A 19,623-nucleotide genomic window follows, 5' to 3' on the forward strand; every position below is an offset into this window, starting at 1 on the left:
AGGTACGCCGAAGGCTTGAAATACGACACAAAGAGATGATAAAATAATAGAAGTTTTTATTTCAAGGGAGGAGTAACAAATGAGACATAAACTTGGTTTTTTTACATTGGCAATGTTTATGCTGGTTTCTGGCGGTTTTGCTACGCCGTCACAGGCATTCCCCTCAGATCCAGAAAGTGAGGACATACCCCGGAGTTATAGCTGGCCTGGTACCAGTAGGAATAATGTGCCACCGCCTCCCAGACACGATGCCTCTTATCTGGAGTTATATTGGTATTACGTAAATGACTTAAGAGATGCGGCTGAAAACATATCTCCGGAAATACGTAACCATCCTGAATATATTGAGGCTATGTCAAATATTCAGAGCAAGACTCCGATTACTGAGCAAGCGGCTCGCTACGAGCTGGACGCGCTACGTCCGCAGATGGAACAGGAGTGGGTTGAAAATATTGCCGAGCAAAAAATGCAGTATCAGAAGTTGCTTGAGGAAAATGCGAATCAGCCTTGTGATAGGGATATCAATGGTTTTCAGAATTGCCCCGGCCAAGAACCTCAGTTTGATGAGAATCCAAGTATGTTATCGCTTATAGGGTATCACGTGGGATTAATTCGAAGTAAGTATGGAAGCGAGGAAAAGGCACCTAGGAGTGGTGTTTACACCGCCCGCATAACTGATTTTCAGGAACAAGAGGAATCATGGTGGTGTGGACCAGCAGCTACTCGTAACGTGGTGCATGGATTCACGAATGGGAGCTGGAATATTCCCCAGCGTGGATTAGCTCAGAAATGGGGAATTCTTCGTAGTGGTAGCACGTATGTGTACCAAGTGATTAATTACCTCAATGAAGTACAATTCCAGGGATATGGAAATTGGACGCATAGAAAGCCTGCACATGAGGTGGATTTGAAGAACATGATTTATACATCCGTGCGAAAGCAATCCTATAGTAAGGGAGTAATTTTAGATGGTATTCCGGTTGGGGCGTTAGGATATTGGACAGGAACGGAAGGTTCTAAAGGGCATTATGATGTCGGTGTAGGAGTTGATTTTAATGATGATTGGATTTTGGTGGGAGAAGTTTATGGTAAATATAACAGAAATAATTCGAATGGTCCATTCCACTGGGTCGATTCTACAAATGTAATGTCAATGGTTCGCGGAAACCCTGGCACGGTGATTTACTCTACGCGTTGAAGTCTCATGAAGCCTAGATTTATATTAGTAGCCTGCATCGGTTTATTAAGTCTTTCAATTTCGGCCTGTGGACAAACCTCTACCCCAGACTACAAGGTGTGCCCCTTAGGCATGTCACAAGCAGATGAGGACGTGGCACGTGACGGCAAACTCCCGGTAGAGGAACGTTTCGACACTTCCTGGCTGTTTTCTGAAACAAAGAAGCCTCACCCTCGATTTTTTTCACGAAATTTACTTAAAAAGCACCAGAATGACAAGCCCTCTTTGAAGGTTGAACGAATCAAACAATTTGGGCTACCTGTGCTTAGTGTGGACGCGATTAGTGCCACAAAGAATGGGGTTTATCTTGGAACCTGCCTAAAGGATTGCCAACCCCAACGAATTATTCGTAATCGGGTCAGTCCTACTGATTTAGTATTTGCGGATCCAGATAAAGAGGTTTTCACCAAAATTGCCGATACTGGCAGTAAAGAATGGGCAATAAAGCGCATATTTTTATACGGTGATAAAGGTGTCGGCTGGATTGAACACAGAGTAGGTATAACTACCTATAATCCTGAGAAACGGGTGTTGGATGACTACCACCTGCCGTGGCGTATAAAGGCATGTCCTGATGCTAAACAGTGCAAACCGGTGGTGCTATATGAAGAAAATAGTGGTAAAACGTCTCTCAACTGCAAATACTACTTTGTCAATGGTGATAACCTACTCTGCTGGTTCCATAAAGAGAATAAAGAGAATTCAGAGACAAAAGCATCGCCCTGGGGGAAATATTCCTTATTCCATTTGGATATGTCCGCATCACCCGCTAAAGCAGAGATTCTTTTGAAGGATTTACCATTCGATTATGACTTCTTTTGGCGCGATTCACAAACTTTTGTGCTGATTGGACAGTGGGGATGCAAGAAGTTTGCGTGCACAAATTATAATATTAAAGATCGATGGGATTTTCCAGTTCAATTTAGGCAAACCTCATTCAAGGATTTCCCTAAATATAAAGTTATTAAAACCTTAGGTTTAAAAACTAATGAAGGAGCAGTATTTGCTTCCGGAGATAAATATGTTACTTGGCAAGATACCAATTCCAATCCCATATTTATAGGTTATTCAGATAATCGGAAGTTTTTTAATATTGACGATTGTGATTCTATCAAAGTCCTGGGAGAAGCTTCGCGCATGGATTTTGCGCTACCCTCCGAACGGTTTATAATATACGCTACAGAAGAAAAAAAACTTTGGGTGGTTAATCCAAAGGATAATACACAAACGTTATTAGTTGACTATAGCTATCCTCTTGTTTCTCCACCAATTCTAGATCCTCGCTGGAGCGTAACCATATCAGGGAACTATATATACTGGCTAATTGAGCCCTATCGATATAACGATGTGACTCTTGACGTGGCCGAAAAAGATGGAGGCCGTCCTATATTGCATAAGGCGGTGATTAGTGCGGTAAAGCCCTAATCTAGATTTACATACAGTTTGCTATTTTTATTACTTATGGGTGTTAACTGAGTGAATTCAACGTGGCAGCGACACCGCTATTGCCCGGGCTGGTGGAAACCGATTTTGGCTTGTCGAGCTCTCACTTTTGGCACCAAGAACTGCTCCCAGAGGTTAGGATAAACGGGTGAAATTTTCGAAGCGGACGGAACTCGGGGCTCCCAATGCGGTGACCAAGGCTGAACGCGCAGCGGCGGCGCGCGGTCAACAACTGGTGCGCCTGGCCGATTCCAACCCGACCCGCCACGGGCTCGGCTACCCGGATTTGCCGGTATATCAGGCCACGCCACGTGGCCCCCTGGCGACTCGTGAACTCCTAGCCGACTTCCTGACCCGCCGCGACAACCGCGAGGTCGACCCCGAGCGCCTGTACCTGTTAAGCTCCACGTCACAGGGGTATTCGTGGCTGATGAAACTGTTTTGCGACCCCGACGACACGGTGTTGGCGCCGACCCCCGGATATCCCCTGGTGGCGGAAATCGCCCGCCTCGAGTCCGCGCGGATCGCCCCCTACCCGCTGGAATGGGTGGGCCGCTGGGAGCTGAATCTCGCGGATTTCGCGTCGCCCGTTCACGAGGTGCCATCCGAAGTAAACGCGCCGACCCCAGATTCTCGGCTGGTTGCTGGTCAAGGTGTGGATGCGACTCGCGGGGCTCGTGCCACCGACTCAGACCAGTCGACTCCATGGTCTCGACCCGCCGCGATTGTGGCGATAAACCCCAATAACCCCACCGGGTCATATGTCCACGATTTCGAGCGTGAAGCCCTCGTGGCCTACGCCGCCACCCAGGACATACCCCTGATTGCCGACGAGGTCTTTTTCGACTATTGGCTGGATGCCGGGCTGGCACCTCGTGAACCCGCCGCGAAACCGTTACCGGCGGGTGACGCGGCCCCACCGCGAATAGCACCTGATGAACCCCCGGCGACCTGCGCCAACCCGCGCCGCCTGGCCGGCGAAACCCGCGTGCTGACCTTCGCACTGGATGGGCTGTCGAAAAACCTCGCGGCGCCCGGCGCGAAAGTCGCGTGGATTGAGGTTTCCGGGCCAGAGGATTTGGTGGCGGCGGCCCAGGCGCGCCTGGACCGGATTGCCGACGCCTACCTGCCGTTTTCCGACGTGTTGGCCGCGCGGCTGCCCCAGTGGCTCGCGGAGGTTCCGGCGCAAACCGCGCGGGTGCGGGGACGCTGCCAGGAAAACCTGGCGACCTTGCGGGAACTGGTGGCGGGGGAACCTACGGGAACGGTGACGGTGCTCGCCCCGGAGGGCGGGTGGAATGCGCTGCTGCGTTTCCCGGCGGTGGTGGACGAGGATTCATTAGTCGCCAGCCTGATTTCCGGGCACGGCATCACAGCGCAACCCGGGTATTTCTTCGATATGCCCTTTCCCGGCGTGGTTTCGGTGTCGTTGCTGTTAGAACCCGAAACTTTCGCCCCTGCCGTCGGTGTGCTCCTTTCTGAACTCGCAACAGCCGCTACCGCCTGACCTAGGGGGTAGCGGTGGTGGCGCGAACCTTAAACCTACCCTTAACCTACCTAACCAAGGTGTAAGGTTCGGTTTAGGGTTCGGTTTAGGGTTGGGGGTCAGGTTCATGAGGCGCGAGCCTGGGTGTTGACAATCGCTAGAATCAAGCCGGATAAGCCCAGAATCAAAGCCACCGACCCGGCGGCCATGAGCCAGCCGAAATCCCCCGCTACCAGCGTCCGCAAGGCAGGTTCCCGCAGGGGTTGCCCGCCAATTCGCGGCCAGGCCAACGCCAGCATCCCGATACCCCCTAATGCAGCCGACGCCGAACCCACCAACATGACCCGGTGCAGATGCCCGAAACGCCGCCCGACCCGCTCCCGGGGCGCCAACAGCACCCCCCAAATCCCCGCTACCAAAAATGCCACCAGCACATCCGACAAGCGGTGCCACTCGTTCAACATTACCGAAACCCCGACAAAACTGGCGGTCGCCCAGCCTAAAAACGCGGCCATCGAGCGCGCCCGCAGCGGCGCGACCAGCATAATCCCCAGGGCGGCACTCATCGCCACGGTGGAATGCCCGCTGGGCAGCGAATTCGCGAGCCCGGCATAATCAACCCCCAGGTCAGGGCGGTGCAACACCCAGTGCTTCAACACCTGGGTGCTCAGATTCGCCCCCGCCACCAGCAGGGCGACTCGTGCCCCCAACTGCCAGCGACGGCGCAACAACGCCACCAGGAACACAGCGACGGTCAGCGCCACCAGGGCTTTCATGGAAATCGAGTCGAGTGCCATCGCATCCGCTCCGCGAAACAGGTGTTTGCCGCGCGACAGGGCAAAACGGGTCGCGCCGTCCAGGTTTTGGCCGCGCACGGTGGCGAGTGCCACGCGGGCGGTGGTGGTGGCGAGAGCAGCGAAGGCGAGTGCAAAAACGACTCGCCAGACCCGGTTGCGGGTTTGGGTGGCGTAGCGGGTCAGCTTAACGGGTCGCAATCGCTGCGTCACCCGGTGCATGAGGTGCTGGCCGGGGCGGCGCATGTCGCCGGGATTGCCGCCCGGTGTTGACCCCTGGTTTGCGTTGCTCACGTTTAAAGCTTAGCCTCCCTGCCGGCTGGGCGAGGTGCAGTGTAGTCCAGGTAAAGCATAGGGGCAGTTGCCCGGAGCTGAATCTCGGAGCTGAGCCACAGCCGGGGAATAAAGCTACCTGGTGGCTTAGGATATCCTAAATTTTGCGCTATGCTAAGAGGGTCTGAAATTAGAACGACGTTCTAGGAATGGATTATGACGACTGAAACTACTGAAACCGCTGAAACCGAATCTTCGGAACCAAACCTCCTGTTCGACGACGATGCGACCATAACGCCGGTCGATACGGACGCGGCCAAACACCACTCCGGGCAAGCCGCCTTGAAAAAAATCACTCGTCCCGTAGCCGGTACCATGCTGGCGGCGCGGGTTTTAGCGGCCATCTCCGGGGTGCTCGCGGTCGCGCCCTATGTGGCGTTGGTGCACCTGGGAGCCTTGCTGCTTACGGCCTTCCAGACCCACACTCCGGTCGATTCTGGGCAAGTCTGGTTTATCCTCGGGCTGCTGATTGACGCCTATCTGGCGCGAGTGGGCATCTATATGCTGGCACTCGCAATGACACACTTCGCGGATGTGCGTCTAAGCCGCCACATTCAAACACAACTGTTGGATCGCATCGCCCATGCGCCCCTGTCTTGGTTTACGGCCACGAACTCCGGGAAAGTCCGCAAAGCCGTCCAAGATGACACCAAACAGTTGCATATGCTGGTCGCCCACGCCCCGGTAGAGGTCACCTCGGCGGTGGTAATGCCGCTGAGCCTGCTGGTTTATGCCTTTATTATCGACTGGCGCCTGGGGCTGCTGTCCATCGCGACGCTGCCGGTTTTCGCCTTGTTGTATTGGGTTATGATGCGCGACATGGGGCCGAAAACCGCGGAAATGGACACCAAGCTGGGCAATGTGGGTGCCACCATGGTTGAATTCGTCACCGGCCTGGCGGTGGTCAAGGCTTTCGGGCGGGTCGGCCACGCCCACTCGCGCTACGCTAAGGCTGCCAAGGAATTCGCGGACTTTTATGTCGGGTGGTGTAAACCCCTGTTGACGGGTAACGCGGTGGCGCTTTCGGTGGTTTCGATTGCGGTGTTGCTGTTTGTGAACCTGTGTGGGGGGTGGCTGCTGGTGCAAGCCGGGTATGTCAGCGCCGTGGACGTGTTGGCCACGACCCTGATTGCCCTGTTGGTGCCCTATTCGCTGCAGGTACTCTCGATGGGTACTTGGGTTTATCAACTCGCGGGGGCGGCCGCGTTGCGTTTGCAAGACACGCTGGATACGCCGGTGTTGCCCGAGGTTGGTTCCCCGATTCATGAGGGGCTGGCCGGGGTGGCGGGCGAAACCACCATGGCGGGCACGTCCAAGTCCCAGAAATCTGTCAACCACGTCAATGATATATCGCTTGCTGGCCAGTCTAAACCCCGGTTTATGACCCCGCGAATCCCAAGGTCTTTCGAAGTCGCTTTTCGGGACGTGTCCTTTAGCTACGGCGAGGTTTTGGCCGTGGACAATGTCAGCCTGGAACTGCAACCCGGCACGGTAACCGCGCTGGTAGGACCTTCGGGTTCCGGAAAATCCACCTTGGCGACCCTGCTGGCACGTTTCGCTGACCCGGATTCCGGGGCGGTCACTATCGGCGGGGTGGACTTGCGAGAAATCCCTAGCCGGGAGCTCTATCGGTTGGTGTCCTTCGTGTTACAAGATCCGCAACTGTTGCGCGACACGATTGCCCACAATATTGCACTCGGATTTAGCGGTATCGGCGCAGATAATAAGCCTGTTTCCTTAAATGATATCCGCGCGGCTGCCCGGGCGGCGCAAATCGATGACTACATCCAGAGTCTGCCCAAGGGCTACGACACCGTCATCGGGGTGGACACGAACCTGTCGGGTGGCCAGGCACAACGCATCGCCATTGCCCGCGCCATCTTGGCAGATGCGCCTATTTTGGTTATGGATGAGGCCACCGCCATGTCCGACCCGGATTGCGAAGCCGAAATCCAAGCCGCGCTGTCTAACCTGGCGCGCGGGCGCACCGTGTTGGCGGTGGCGCATCGCCCCGCCTCAATTCTCGGCGCGGCGCAAATCGCAGTTATGGATCACGGCCGATTGGTGGCCTGCGGGACGCACACACAGCTACTAGCGACTCATGAACCCCACTACCAGAAAATCCTGCAGTTGGCCGGCTACCACGAGGACGACGGGGTGTATGAGGCGCCAGCCGCCATCCCGACCGCAACCGAAAGACCCGCCACCCCGAGTGAAGGGAGCCACGCATGAACCCGCAAAACCCAAACACCCAGACCAACACGACCAGCGCGGCCGACCCGACCAGCGCGACCAGTGCCGCGAAACCGTCAACCACGTCTACCGCTAACCCCAAAGAAACCAAGAAAAATACGCTGTCTTCTGCCTATCAGTTTTACCGGCGCACCATCTCTGCGCGCGGCTTGCCCTACGTGAACCAGTCACGAAACCTGGCCATAGCCAAGGGTGTCTTTCAAGGTGTTGCCCTGGTGCTGCTGCTGCCGGCTGCGACCGCGCTGGCCAAAGCCCAGCCCGTCTGGGGCTTGGGAATCACCGGCTGGCTGGTAGTATTCGCAATCGTTGCCGTGGCGGGAGCCATCCTGGACTACGTCATGTCCATGAAAGTCTTTTACGCCGCCCTCGATTTCATCCAGTCGGTACACCGGATTATCGGCGATAAAATCGCGCGTATCCCGCTGGGGTGGTTCCGCCCGGGCACCGCCGGACGGTTTTCGCGGCTGGTGTCCAACGAACTGATGCAACTGGGCGAGATTATGGCGCATCAACTGTGGCAGATGGGCACCTCGGTGGCATCCCTGCTGACCATCCTGGTCGGCGCGTTCTTCTGGGATTGGCGCCTGGGGCTGACACTGCTGGTGGCGATTCCCGTGTATTGGGGACTGGCACGAGCCTCGCAGTATTGCAAGCAACGCGGGGACAGAGCGGCCAAACCCGCCGAAGTTGAACTGGCCAACCGGCTAGTCGAATTCGCCACCTGCCAAGGCACACTGCGAGCCGCCGGAGTCGGGGCTGACTTCGAGCTGTTGCAACTCGCGGTAGCGGAAAACGAGCGACAGGGGCGCAAAAACCTGTGGTGGTCGCTGTTGGCGAACCTGATTACCGGGGCTTTCGCCCAAATCGTCTTGGTGGCAATGATAGTAATCGCCGGGTCGCTGGCCATCGGCGGGGTGATGGGACCGGTGGAAACCGTGGCGTTCATCGGGATTTCCCTGCGTTTCGTGACGTTTATCGAAGACGTCGGCACCTCGATTATCGGCATCGAGGATCGCCGCCACCTCTTGACTGAAACCCAAGAGATTCTGGATGCTCCCGAACTGCCCGAACCCGGCGGGGAATCCGCCGGTTGTGCCGCTACCAATAAGCCTGAAATCCCTGGTAATAAGCCTGTTTCTGGTTCCGTCCGGGTTCATGAGGCGCCAGCTGGAAACCCCGCCGTTGTTTCCCCATCCCCCGAACCGAGCAGTGCCAGTGAAAGCGCCACAATAACCCCCGGCCAGGAAACCGGGGCTATCGAGCTGCAACATGTTACCTTCGGATACGATGCGGACAGCCCCGTGTTGCAAGACGTATCGTTTAGTGTTCCCGCCGGGACTATGTGTGCGCTGGTGGGGCCTTCGGGTTCCGGGAAAACCACGATTTCCCGCTTGATTGCACGTTTCTGGGAGGTAAACCGGGGCTCGGTAAAGGTCGGTGGCCTGGATGTACGCGAACAATCCACCGAGCACCTCATGAAACAGCTATCCTTGGTATTCCAAGACGTTTACCTGTTCGATGACACGCTAGAAGCCAATATCCTGGTCGGGAATCCGGGGGCGACTCATGAAGAAGTCGAGCGTGCCGCGCGCCTGGCGGGCGTAACCGAAATCGTGGCGCGGCTGCCCGAAGGCTACACCACCCGCGTCGGTGAAGGCGGGCGGGCGCTCAGCGGTGGGGAACGCCAGCGGGTTTCGGTGGCCAGGGCGCTGCTGAAACAAGCCCCGATAGTGCTCTTGGACGAGGCGACCTCCGCCTTGGATGCAGAGAATGAAGCCAATATTGTTGCGGCCATGGAAGAGTTGCGCCGTCACGCCACGTTGTTGGTTATTGCACACAAGATGGAAACCATCGCTGGTGCCGACCAGGTCGTCGTGCTGGGCGAGGACGGGCGCGTCGAGGCCGTGGGGACGCATCAGGATTTGCTGGCACGGCCCGGAACCTACCAGCGGTATTGGCGGCAACGCGAGCAGGCCTCCGGCTGGAGGTTAGCGTGAAAACCTGCTGCGCTGCGGCTCTTGTTTCGGCAGTGCGCGGGACGCCCGCCCGCGAGGCGATGGGGGAAGTATCCCCCCGCGATGTGCGATTTTATTTTCGCACATCGCTCCCCCCTCAGCCTCGCGTTGGCGTGGCGTCCCCGCTGGCACTGCCTGGTAAGCGCCGCAGCGCGACGCGACGGTTAACACGTGGGGATGTGGGCTGGGGAATTTGGGTGTAAGTTTGGGATGTGGGCTGGGGAAACCGTGGTTTTTATGCTTTTTGTGTCGCACCCCTGGCGCGCTGTCGCAGCCTCGCGTTGGCGTGGCGTCCCCGCTGGCACTGCCTGGTAAGCGCCGCAGCGCGACGCGACGGTTAACACGTGGGGATGCGGGCTGGGGATTTCAACAATGTAGCCAGGAAACCGGGCAAGCACCTCATGAACCTAACACTTAACTTCCCACCCGACATAACACCTGGGGAAGTTAAGTGTTATGTTCGGGGGAAGTTCCGCTGAAGCCCAAAAAGCTTAGACGCTCCGACTTTTCCTTGGAATACCAGGCGAAAATCCGATTTTTAGACACACATTTATAGCTTTAACCCCCGCATTATGTGTAAAGTGCTTTTACACGTTGCTGGGACGTGTAAAAAAATCCGTGATTTCTTTACACATGCTCGGTTAGTGACGGTAAACTAGGCGTATGTGTGTTGACCCTGGGAAGCCCTACCAAGATTTGCCGCCGCTCCCCCCGGCAATAAACCTGCTTAGTTCCAGGATTGTGCGCCAAACTATCGCGGCTTCGCGGGCGCTGGCCACCGCTAACGCCGCCGCTAAGCGTCTGCCGAATCCGAGTATCTTGATACATGCCATTCCCCTGCTGGAAGCCCGCGCGTCTAGCGAAATTGAAAACATCGTGACCACCAATGACGAGCTGTTCCGTGCCGCCAGCAACATCGCCACCCCCACCCCAGCAACGCGGGAAGCCCTGAACTATCGCGAGGCGCTCTATGCCGGGCTGCAATCGATTCAAAGCCGCCCCCTCTCCATAAACACCGCGAAACTCGTGTGCTCCAAGGTAACCGGGACTACCACTGATATCCGTGCGGACAGCGGAACTTATATCGGCAACCCCGTCACCCACGAGCGGATTTACACGCCACCGGAAGGCAAACAGACGCTGCTGGGTCACCTTTCGTGGTGGGAGGAGTTTTTGCATGAGGCGCAATCTGAAATAGACCCGTTGATAAAGATGGCATTGTTGCATTATCAGTTTGAAGCCATCCACCCTTTCCGCGACGGCAACGGGCGCACCGGCAGAATCCTGAATGTGCTATATCTGGTACACAGCGGCTTGCTGGAACACCCGATAACGTACCTATCTGGGTACATTGTGGAACACAAAGATGAATATTACCGGCGGCTTAATGGTGTCACCCAGGACGGGGATTGGGGGTCTTGGGTCAAGTTTATGCTCGAGGCAGTGGAACAGACTTCCCGGTGGACTGATGCCCGGGTTATCCGGATTTATGGGCTGATGGAACAAAGTGTGCAGTCTCTGGACGGAACTGGCTTTCCGGCACGAGACCTGGCGTATTTGCTGTTTACCCAGCCCTATCTGCGGTATGCGGATTTGATGGAAACCATGGGGATTTCCCGACCTACCGCCGCGAAATGGGCGACCGCCCTGGTAGAGATGGGGCTGGTGGTGCGTGAAAAAGTGGGCAGACACGTCATTTTGATTAATCACAAATACTTAGAAGAGCTGTTCAACACTCCTTTGCCGCAGTGAAAGATTTTGCGGCTACCCGCGATGTGTAAAACGCTTTTACACGTTGTCGGGACGTGTAAAAAAATCCGTGATTTCTTTACACATGCTCGGTGTGGTATTTCCTAAGTTGTTTGGGGCAGTCGGCAGATACCCCTAGGTTCGGGATTTTCCCGTCACCTCGCCCGGGTTTGATAGAAGCGAGGACCTCGGAAGGATTCAAACCAGGCCACTTCAAGATGCAGGTAAGCGAATCATGGTTGGATTCCGCCAGTAGTGGCGGAATCCAACCATGTAGCCAGGAAACCGGGCAAGCACCTCATGAACCCAACACTTAACTTCACACCTTGCATAACACTTGGGGAAGTTAAGTGTTATGTTCGGTGGGAAGTTCCTAATTCGACGAGAGTGCGGCGATGTTGGCACAGAAATATGACGCTATTTACCGGGGTGAAATCCTGCCAACTCCCGGGGTGAAACATTGTCATTTGCCGGGGCAAAACCTTATTACCTGTGGTTATATCTTGTAATCTAGGTATAAGGATATGCTGGTTTTCGACTTTGCGGGGGTGCTTTTTATGCAAGCCTACAGACCACGTCTGGTGGATGCGGAACTACAGTTTCGTCTGGAAGCTAAGGGTGCCGTTTTGGTGGAAGGCTCGAAGTGGTGTGGGAAAACCACCACGGCGTTGCAGCAGGCAGGCAGCGTTTTGCGGGTTGATGACTCCGCACAACTTGACCAGTATCGCAGCCTGGCACAGTTGAATCCCGCACGTCTGCTCCAGGGTCAAACCCCACGTTTGCTCGATGAATGGCAGGTGCTGCCACAGTTGTGGGATGCGGCGCGGCGGGAAGTGGATCAGCGCGGCGAAACCGGGCAATTTATTTTCACCGGGTCGGCAGTTCCGCCGGATACTTCCCAGATAGTGCATTCGGGAACGGGACGTTTTGCGTGGCTGCGGATGCCACCATGCGATCCGTCGATCTTGTCGCAGCAGCCGTGAGTTCTCTTCCGAGCCCTGCTGCTGTATTGCCGCCAACCGTTACACCATCAAGATTTTCTGCCCTGTCAGTGTACAGAATGGGATTGGCCAGCAATTCCAGATACCTTTCCTTGTCTGAAGCACTTAGAGCTTCAAATTTAGGCAGCACATCTGGAGCCTCTTTGGCCAGATAAGTGGCATATGTCTGTATGGTTAGCAGGCTACGACCTTCTTCTAGGGAAGTTGCACCTGCTGGAACAGCTGCTGCAAATGAGAGCGCCAGCATGCCGGCAATGAATCCGGCAAGCTATTCTAAATAGACTTCGTGTCATGGATTAACTCCTTTGTTTCGGGGGTAGAGGCACCAGCTGGTACCTTACACAGCATAGTACCTAACACTACAACATAGGCCAAGGCGGAAGTTGACAGATGATTATAATGTTAGGTAGTGTTTAATGTAAGGTAGTGCCGTGTCGGGAAGAAAGGATGTTGTGGTGGCTGAAAACGCTGGTGGGATGCTTACCCAGCTTCGCAAAGGGGTTTTGGAGTACTGCGTGCTGCGACACCTTGACGACAAGCCAGCCTATGGCCTGGAGCTAGCCAATTTACTCAGTGACCAGGGGTTAATAGCGCATGGTGGGTCTCTGTATCCCTTGCTGACCAGGTTGCGAACACAGGGACTAGTGGAAACCTTTTGGGAAGAATCCGAGTCAGGACCGCCTCGGCGCTACTATCGACAGACTGCCGAGGGGCACGCCGCGTTGCGCAACTTTTGCACTGAATGGCGTGACTTCACCAGCAAAGTAGACAAACTAATGGAAGGGATTGCATCATGAGTAACGCCGCGAAAACCGATTATATGGAGCACCCGCTAGTGCATGCCTATCTTCGTGATCTTGATTGTGCTCTGCAGGGTGTCGCTAGCGACGAGGCGACCATGATACGCCAGTCTGTGAACGAGCATCTCGTCTCCGAATTTGCCGCTGATAAATCGGGGGGCACTCCAGAGACAGTAATCCGTAAAGCGCTGGACAAGTTGGGGCCAGTAGAGGCAATCACCGCTGGCCTCACGGGAAAAGACACCGGCGCTGTGGAGCCAGTAATGGGCAAATCACGTATTCTACTCATCTCGGCGCTGACTGCGGTATCTGCCCTGCTCGTTCCTTTTGGGGCAGGATTTTCTATGCTACTGTCGGTGCTCGCAATTGTCTTGACCGTAAAACTGAGTTCCAGTCGGGCGCGGGGAATCCTATTGACAGTCAATGCCGCCGTTTTGGCAATAGCGTTAGTGTACCTGATTTTGGCGTTCACAACCGCCGGAGCCTTGATGGAAACTGTGCATAGTTCAGGTGGTTTCTAGACTTACGATTGGATTCTGCCGTGAACCGTTGGCCTGCCAAGTCCCGTGATGTGTCTCACGCGGGGATGCGGGCAGTGGGATTCTGGGCGTAAATTCCGGTGGTACCGGTTGAATTTGGGGATGTGGCTAGGGATTTGGGCTAGCACCTCATGAACCCAACACTTAACTTCCCACCCGACATAACACCTGGGGAAGTTAAGTGTTATGTAAGTGTTATGTTCGGGGGAAGTTCCGCTGACCGACTTTCCCTGGATGAAGGGCCGCCAAGCGAAACTGCCGGTGGCGGCGGCCATGCTGCTGGCCAGGAGGCTAAATTCTGCAGCACTATTGGTCTGACCGGGTTGACACGACTGCGGTATCCTGAATTGCATGAAAAACGCGGGGACACGGCGCTGGCAATCCGGATTCGCCCCCGGTTTCGCGCCAGCATTGGGAATGTCAGTGGCGGGGACACCGGGTCGAGTCCGGCTTGTTGGCGTGCGACTGGTGGTACTGGCACTAATCGGGGTGCTGGGTTTATCCGGGGTGGGACTCTCGGGGTGTACTTCCAGTATTCCCGCCGGGTCAGCTGCGCGGATTCACGAGGCGCCATCCGGGAAAAACGGCGTAAATCCGGGACTGGCACCTCATGAAAAGGGGAACCCAACCAACCGCAAAACCGACCAAAACCGCAAACCCGAGTCTAATCAAGCCAGCGAAAACGAAACCGATATGTCCGCAAGCCACGCGGACAAGGCTGGGGAACCCGGCTCCAAAGGCGCGCCGATAAAGTACCAGGTCTCGAACCTGGCAGACGCAGCTAGTCGGGCTGAAACCGCCGCGGCGCTCAAAGCCGTGCTTCCAGCCCCGGATGTTGACGCGTTTTTAGCTGCGGTCAAAGACTACAATGATACAATTCAAAACACGTCTTTGACCAGCGGTTTTACCCCCATTGCTCCGCAGTATGACCTGGATAAAATCGATAAACTCTGGCAGGGAGCGAAAGGCAAATTCATTGGGGTGGATTGCCGAATCAGCACATTTGGGCTGGTGAAAAGCCAGCTGAAAACGCCTCCGGCCGGCAGCGCCGATGCCGCGTTGCTGTTCCAAGACCTCGAAGCTATCCAGACGGGGAAACTGTTCAACGCCGCCGACACCCAACATTTCAAACAACTGTTTTCCCGCGTGAAAACAACGAAAACCACCGACGTTAAAGCACACGCCGCTAAGATGGCCTCGCATTTCAAAGCTTTCACGTTCCCAGCCCGCTCCCGGGTGATCACGGTGGTGATTAACGATAATTTGGATGGAAACTATCTGTTTGTGGGACATACCGGGGTGCTGGTGTCAACAAGAGGCAAGTGGCTCTTTGTCGAGAAAGTCTCGTTTCAAGAACCCTACCAAGTCTTGAAGTTCGACAGTCCCCAGGATTGTTACCGTTACTTGGCTGACAAGTATCGTGACTACGCCGATGATGGTGCGGCCAAGCCATTTGTTATGGAAAACGGCCGGTTGGTTTATCCGCAGTAATCCCGGGTTGGGCTGGCCGTGGTTTCCGGTCGGATTCACGAGGCGCCATTCCCATTCCCGCGCCAAACCCCTAAGATCCACCGGTATACCCCGGGTCTTTCGGGTCGACTGCGGGAATATCGCCGTGACCCCGATGATAATAGCGTTCTCGCGGCCCATTAATCTCTAAAAACGGCCAGCGCCTCATGAACCCCAACCGCACCCGCCACGTGTGCATCGCCCAAGCGAAAACCACCAAGGCGACCCCGATACACGCCAGCGCCCCCACTCCCAGGCTCCAGCGCGCCCCGAAGTGATTACCCACCCAACCCACCAGCGGCGAGCCCAGCGGGGTGGAGCCCAGGTTGAACAGGAAATAAATCGAGAGCACCCTCCCGCGCAAGGTCTCCGGGGTGGACACCTGAATCAACGCGTTTGCCCCGGTCAACAGGGTTATCATCGCGTACCCCGTCGGCACCGAGGCCAGCGCGAACACCCAGTAGTTCGGGCACACAGCCATCAGCCCCTCGAACACTCCGAACAGGAACACAAAGCCAACCACCAGGGCAAACCGCGGGCGGGTGCGCCGCGCCGCCGCCAAGGCTCCGGTCAGTGACCCGACAGCCAGCATGGTGCCCAACAGGCCGTATTCCCCCGGCCCGCGCCCGTAAACCTCGGTGGCCATAAAGGCTTGGGTCATCTGCAGGTTGAACCCCAGGGCGTTGGTGATGCAAACCAACAGGAAAATTGCCTTTAAATCCGATCGGGAATGGGCATAGCGCAAGCCCTCGATAAACATGCCGCGCCGCCGCTCGCCGCGTTCCACCGGATAGAAATGCTCTTCGCGCATCACCGCCAGCGTCCCAATCGGCACCAGGAAAATCACGAAGTTCAACACGAAAACCCAGCCGACTCCTATGGCGGCAATCAGCACGCCGGCCAGTCCCGGTCCAATCAGCCGGGCGATGTTGAATGCCGTCGAGTTCAGCCCCACCGCATTGGGAATCGCATCTTTGGGCACCAGTTCAGACAGAAAGGTTTGCCTAAGCGGAACCGCCACCGCGTCGAACATGCCGGCGACAAAGGCAATCAGATACACGTGTCCCAGTTGCGCCCAGCCCCCCAGAATCAACATCCCGAGAACCAGCCCCAAGGTAGAGATGCACAGTTGGGTAATCTGGATGAATTTCCGGCGGTTGACCCAATCTGCCAGCGACCCACCGAACAGCCCTACCAGCAGTGACGGCATGAATTGCAGCGCCGTGGTAATCCCGACGGCGAAGGCATCACCCCTGGTCAACACCACCAGCACAACCCAGATTTGCGCCACGCGCTGCATCCACACGGCGGTAGCGCCGCACAGATTTGACACGAACCACAACCGAAAATTCGGATAGCTCAGCGAGCGAAATGTTTTGCTAGCCATCTGCCTAGGCCTTGGTCTTAGGGGTTGTTTTCTTGGCCGTGCTCGTCTTCTTCGCCGCAGTCTTCTTCGCCGCAGTTTTCTTGTCCGCAGTCTTCTTGTCCGCAGTCTTCTTGGTCGAGGCCCGGCGTTTCACCGGCCCCTTGGCGCGCTTGGCGGCCAGCAACTCGAAGGCTTCTGATTCGCTCAACGTTGCCGGGTCGGTGCCGCGCGGCACGGTAGCATTGGTGGTGCCGTCGGTCACATACGGCCCGAAACGCCCGTTCTTCAACTTCACGGGCTTCCCAGTTTCCGGGTCGTCGCCGAACTCGGCCATAACTGACTGGGAAGTCCCGCTTGCCCGCCGGGTCTTCGGCGCGGCCAACAGCGCCAAGGCTTCTGCTACCGTCAAAGTAAACAGCTGTGCTTCGGTTTCCAGCGACCGGGTGTCGGTGCCGCGCTTAATATACGGGCCGTAGCGGCCGTTGGCGGCCAGAATCTCGACCCCGTCGGCGTCAACCCCGACCACGCGCGGCAGGCTCAACAAATCGACGGCCTGCTCCAGGGTCAAACCCTCAATCGTCTGGGTTTTCAACAGGGAAGCGGTGCGCGGTTTGGTTTTTCGCTTCGATTTCGTCGTTTTAGTCGCGCCGATTTCGTTGGGTTCCGGCAAAGCCTCTTCGACATACGGCCCGAAACGCCCGTTCTTCACCACGATTTGTAAGCCGGTCTGGGGATGCCGCCCCAAAACTCGTTCGCCTTCCGCGCCGGCCGCCAGCAGTTCGGTGGCTTTCGTGACGGTCAGTTCGTCGGGGGCAATCGTTTCCGGCACCGAGGCGCGTTCTTCGCCGCGCTGCAAATACGGCCCGTAGCGTCCGACGCGCAGCGTAATTCCTTCCCCCAAATCCACCGAGTTCAACGCGGCCGCGTCGATATCACCCAGTTCCTCGACGGCGCGTTGCAGCCCGATTCCGTGCAACCCCGAGCCGTGCCCGGTGCCGTACCAGAAATCACGCAGCCATGCGCTGCGGTTGCCGTCCCCGGCGGCAATCTTGTCCAAATCGGTTTCCATATCGGCGGTGAAATCGAAATCCACCAGTCCCGGCAAATTTTCTTCCAGCAGCCGCACCACGGAAAACGCCAGCCACGACGGCACCAGGGCTTGTCCGCGCCGATAGACATAGCTCCGGTCGACAATCGTGGAAATCGTGGAAGCATAGGTTGAGGGTCGCCCAATCCCACGTTCCTCCATCGCTTTGACCAAGGTAGCGTCGGTAAACCGGGCCGGGGGGGTGGTGAAGTGTTGTCGTTCTTTGGAAAAGTCCAGGTGGATCAGGTTTAGGGGTTCACGAGGTGCCAGCCTCGGCAGGCGGACTTCCCGCTCCTTGGCGGGCTTCCCGGAATTCTTTGACCCGCCCGCCGTGGCGGCGGCGTCGTTTTCCGAAATGGCACCTAATGAATCCGCCGTACCCGAGGCGACCCTAACCGTACCCGCTCCACCGGCATCACCCGCCGTGGCGACTTCGCCGCTTAAGGCGCTACGGTTAAAACGCTCCACGGGAGCGTTTTCTATCGCTTCCGCACTGTCGATAACGGCGTAGTCTGGGTTTTGCCCGGGCGCCGTCGCATCCCGTCCTTCCTGGTAGGCAGCCAAAAATCCCGGCTCGCTGATAACCGTGCCAGAGGCGCCGAATTCGCCTACGTCGGGGTAATCCGGGTTGCGTGCCTCGACATGAACCGTAGAGGTAGTCCCGGTGGCGTCCACCATTTGACACGCCAAGGTCCGTTGGTAAATCAGGTGGTATAGCCGCCACTCGCCGGGGGTCAAGGTACCCTGCAAGGACGCGGGGTCTCGGAAATGTTCACCGGCCGGCCGAATCGCCTCGTGGGCTTCCTGGGCGCCCTTGGCTTTAGTTTCGTACCTGCGGGGTTTCGCGGGAACCGAATCCGCCCCGAAACGCGCCACTGCCAAGGATCTTGCGGCGTGAATTGCCTGGTCGGACAGGTTTACCGAGTCGGTACGCATATAGGTGATGTACCCGTTTTCGTACAGGGTCTGCGCTACACGCATCGTGTCGCGCGAATTCATGCGCAGTTTGCGCGAGGCTTCTTGTTGCAGCGAAGACGTGGTGAAAGGCGCGGGGGGGCGGCGCCGATACGGCTTCGATTCGACTTCCGTCACGATCCAAGTCGCGCCCGGCGCCCCGAACACTTCGCCTAGGCGGGTCACGGCGGCTTGGCTCAACACAACCACTCCGGCTCGTTGGGCGGCGGGGGTCAGTTTGCCATCGTCGCCCAGGTCTTTGCCGGTGGCGACGCGTTTGCCGTCCAGGGTTTTCAGGGTCGCGTCGAAGGTTGGGTCGTTCGAACCACTCCCGGTAATTCCGTTCGCGCCCGTTTCATGAGGTGCTTGCAGAGTCGCGACTAGATCCCAATATTCCGCTGGTTTAAACGCGATACGTTCCCGTTCCCGGTCCACCACCAGGCGGGTGGCGACGGACTGAACCCGACCCGCAGACAGACCCGTGCGAATCTTGCGCCACAGCAGGGGTGAAACTTCGTATCCCACCAAACGATCCAGGATACGGCGGGCTTCTTGGGCATTAACCAGGTCTTGATCCAAGTCGCGCGGATGCGCCAAAGCCGCGTCTATCGCGTCCTTGGTAATTTCGTGGAACACCATGCGTTTGACCGGTACCTTGGGTTTGAGTACCTCAAGCAGGTGCCAGGCGATAGCCTCCCCTTCGCGATCCTCATCAGTAGCCAGGAACAGTTCACTCGCGTCTTTCAGTCGAGCCTTCAGGTCACTGACTTTCTTTTTCTTGTCGGCATCCACCACATAGTAGGGCTCGAAATCGTTATCCAGGTCGACCGCGAACTTCGCGTACCCGGTTTTCTTCAACTCGGCCGGCAAATCCGAAGGCTGCGCCAAATCACGAATATGCCCCACCGAGGCCTCTACATCGTAGTCGTTGCCCAGGAAACGGCTGATAGTTTTCGCTTTGGCCGGGGATTCGACAATAACAAGTTTACGATCTGTCACACCAGTCACTAAATCAGTACTCCTTTTAATTAACCTAGACGAAACATACAGCAAACTA

Annotated in this window: 13 protein-coding genes; 10 read left to right on the plus strand and 3 right to left on the minus strand. The window is 56.6% G+C overall.

The window, feature by feature from the left end; all coding sequences use genetic code 11:
* The first annotated feature begins 79 nt into the window (after positions 1-79).
* From HMPREF0577_RS09485 to HMPREF0577_RS09495, 3 genes are all read left to right on the plus strand, one after another.
* Positions 80-1,198, plus strand: coding sequence for a cysteine peptidase family C39 domain-containing protein (locus tag HMPREF0577_RS09485; RefSeq protein WP_004572157.1), 1,119 nt, complete (start codon positions 80-82; stop codon positions 1,196-1,198).
* A 111-nt stretch (positions 1,199-1,309) separates the two neighbouring features.
* A complete protein-coding gene (locus HMPREF0577_RS09490; RefSeq protein WP_004013655.1) occupies positions 1,310-2,662 on the plus strand; it encodes a hypothetical protein in 1,353 nt (450 codons plus the stop codon).
* Between the two features lie 166 nt (positions 2,663-2,828).
* The gene (locus HMPREF0577_RS09495; protein ID WP_004013656.1) at positions 2,829-4,187 is read left to right on the plus strand and encodes a pyridoxal phosphate-dependent aminotransferase; all 1,359 of its coding nucleotides are present in this window, start codon (positions 2,829-2,831) and stop codon (positions 4,185-4,187) included.
* A 104-nt stretch (positions 4,188-4,291) separates the two neighbouring features.
* Here HMPREF0577_RS09495 and HMPREF0577_RS09500 read toward each other — a convergent pair whose 3' ends face one another.
* Complete coding sequence (locus HMPREF0577_RS09500; protein WP_004013657.1) at positions 4,292-5,254, minus strand: phosphatase PAP2 family protein; 963 nt, start codon at positions 5,252-5,254, stop codon at positions 4,292-4,294.
* A 195-nt stretch (positions 5,255-5,449) separates the two neighbouring features.
* Between HMPREF0577_RS09500 and HMPREF0577_RS09505 the strand changes: the two genes are divergently transcribed.
* The 7 genes from HMPREF0577_RS09505 to HMPREF0577_RS09535 all read left to right on the plus strand — a co-directional run bounded on the left by HMPREF0577_RS09505 (position 5,450) and on the right by HMPREF0577_RS09535 (position 15,141).
* Positions 5,450-7,525 carry an ABC transporter ATP-binding protein gene (locus HMPREF0577_RS09505; protein WP_004013658.1) on the plus strand — a complete coding sequence of 692 codons (2,076 nt, stop codon included), beginning with the start codon at positions 5,450-5,452 and terminating at the stop codon, positions 7,523-7,525.
* Complete coding sequence (locus HMPREF0577_RS09510; RefSeq protein ID WP_004013659.1) at positions 7,522-9,543, plus strand: ABC transporter ATP-binding protein; 2,022 nt, start codon at positions 7,522-7,524, stop codon at positions 9,541-9,543. The genes HMPREF0577_RS09505 and HMPREF0577_RS09510 overlap by 4 nt, the downstream gene beginning before the upstream one ends.
* A gap of 681 nt (positions 9,544-10,224) precedes the next feature.
* Positions 10,225-11,313 carry a Fic family protein gene (locus HMPREF0577_RS09515; RefSeq protein ID WP_004013661.1) on the plus strand — a complete coding sequence of 363 codons (1,089 nt, stop codon included), beginning with the start codon at positions 10,225-10,227 and terminating at the stop codon, positions 11,311-11,313.
* 521 nt (positions 11,314-11,834) lie between these two features.
* Positions 11,835-12,293, plus strand: coding sequence for an AAA family ATPase (locus HMPREF0577_RS09520; protein WP_004013662.1), 459 nt, complete (start codon positions 11,835-11,837; stop codon positions 12,291-12,293).
* 449 nt (positions 12,294-12,742) lie between these two features.
* A complete protein-coding gene (locus tag HMPREF0577_RS09525) occupies positions 12,743-13,108 on the plus strand; it encodes a PadR family transcriptional regulator (RefSeq protein ID WP_004013663.1) in 366 nt (121 codons plus the stop codon).
* Positions 13,105-13,632 carry a hypothetical protein gene (locus HMPREF0577_RS09530; RefSeq protein WP_004013664.1) on the plus strand — a complete coding sequence of 176 codons (528 nt, stop codon included), beginning with the start codon at positions 13,105-13,107 and terminating at the stop codon, positions 13,630-13,632. The genes HMPREF0577_RS09525 and HMPREF0577_RS09530 overlap by 4 nt, the downstream gene beginning before the upstream one ends.
* Before the next feature lie 369 nt (positions 13,633-14,001).
* Positions 14,002-15,141, plus strand: a complete 1,140-nt coding sequence (locus tag HMPREF0577_RS09535) for a DUF4300 family protein (RefSeq protein ID WP_004013666.1) — start codon at positions 14,002-14,004, stop codon at positions 15,139-15,141.
* Between the two features lie 70 nt (positions 15,142-15,211).
* Here HMPREF0577_RS09535 and HMPREF0577_RS09540 read toward each other — a convergent pair whose 3' ends face one another.
* Together HMPREF0577_RS09540 and topA are read right to left on the minus strand one after the other, a co-directional pair.
* Complete coding sequence (locus HMPREF0577_RS09540) at positions 15,212-16,546, minus strand: MFS transporter (RefSeq protein WP_004013667.1); 1,335 nt, start codon at positions 16,544-16,546, stop codon at positions 15,212-15,214.
* 4 nt (positions 16,547-16,550) lie between these two features.
* Complete coding sequence (gene topA / locus HMPREF0577_RS09545; protein WP_036342825.1) at positions 16,551-19,574, minus strand: type I DNA topoisomerase; 3,024 nt, start codon at positions 19,572-19,574, stop codon at positions 16,551-16,553.
* Positions 19,575-19,623 lie beyond the last annotated feature (49 nt).

The organism is Mobiluncus mulieris ATCC 35243 (genome assembly GCF_000160615.1).
Taxonomy (GTDB): domain Bacteria; phylum Actinomycetota; class Actinomycetes; order Actinomycetales; family Actinomycetaceae; genus Mobiluncus; species Mobiluncus mulieris.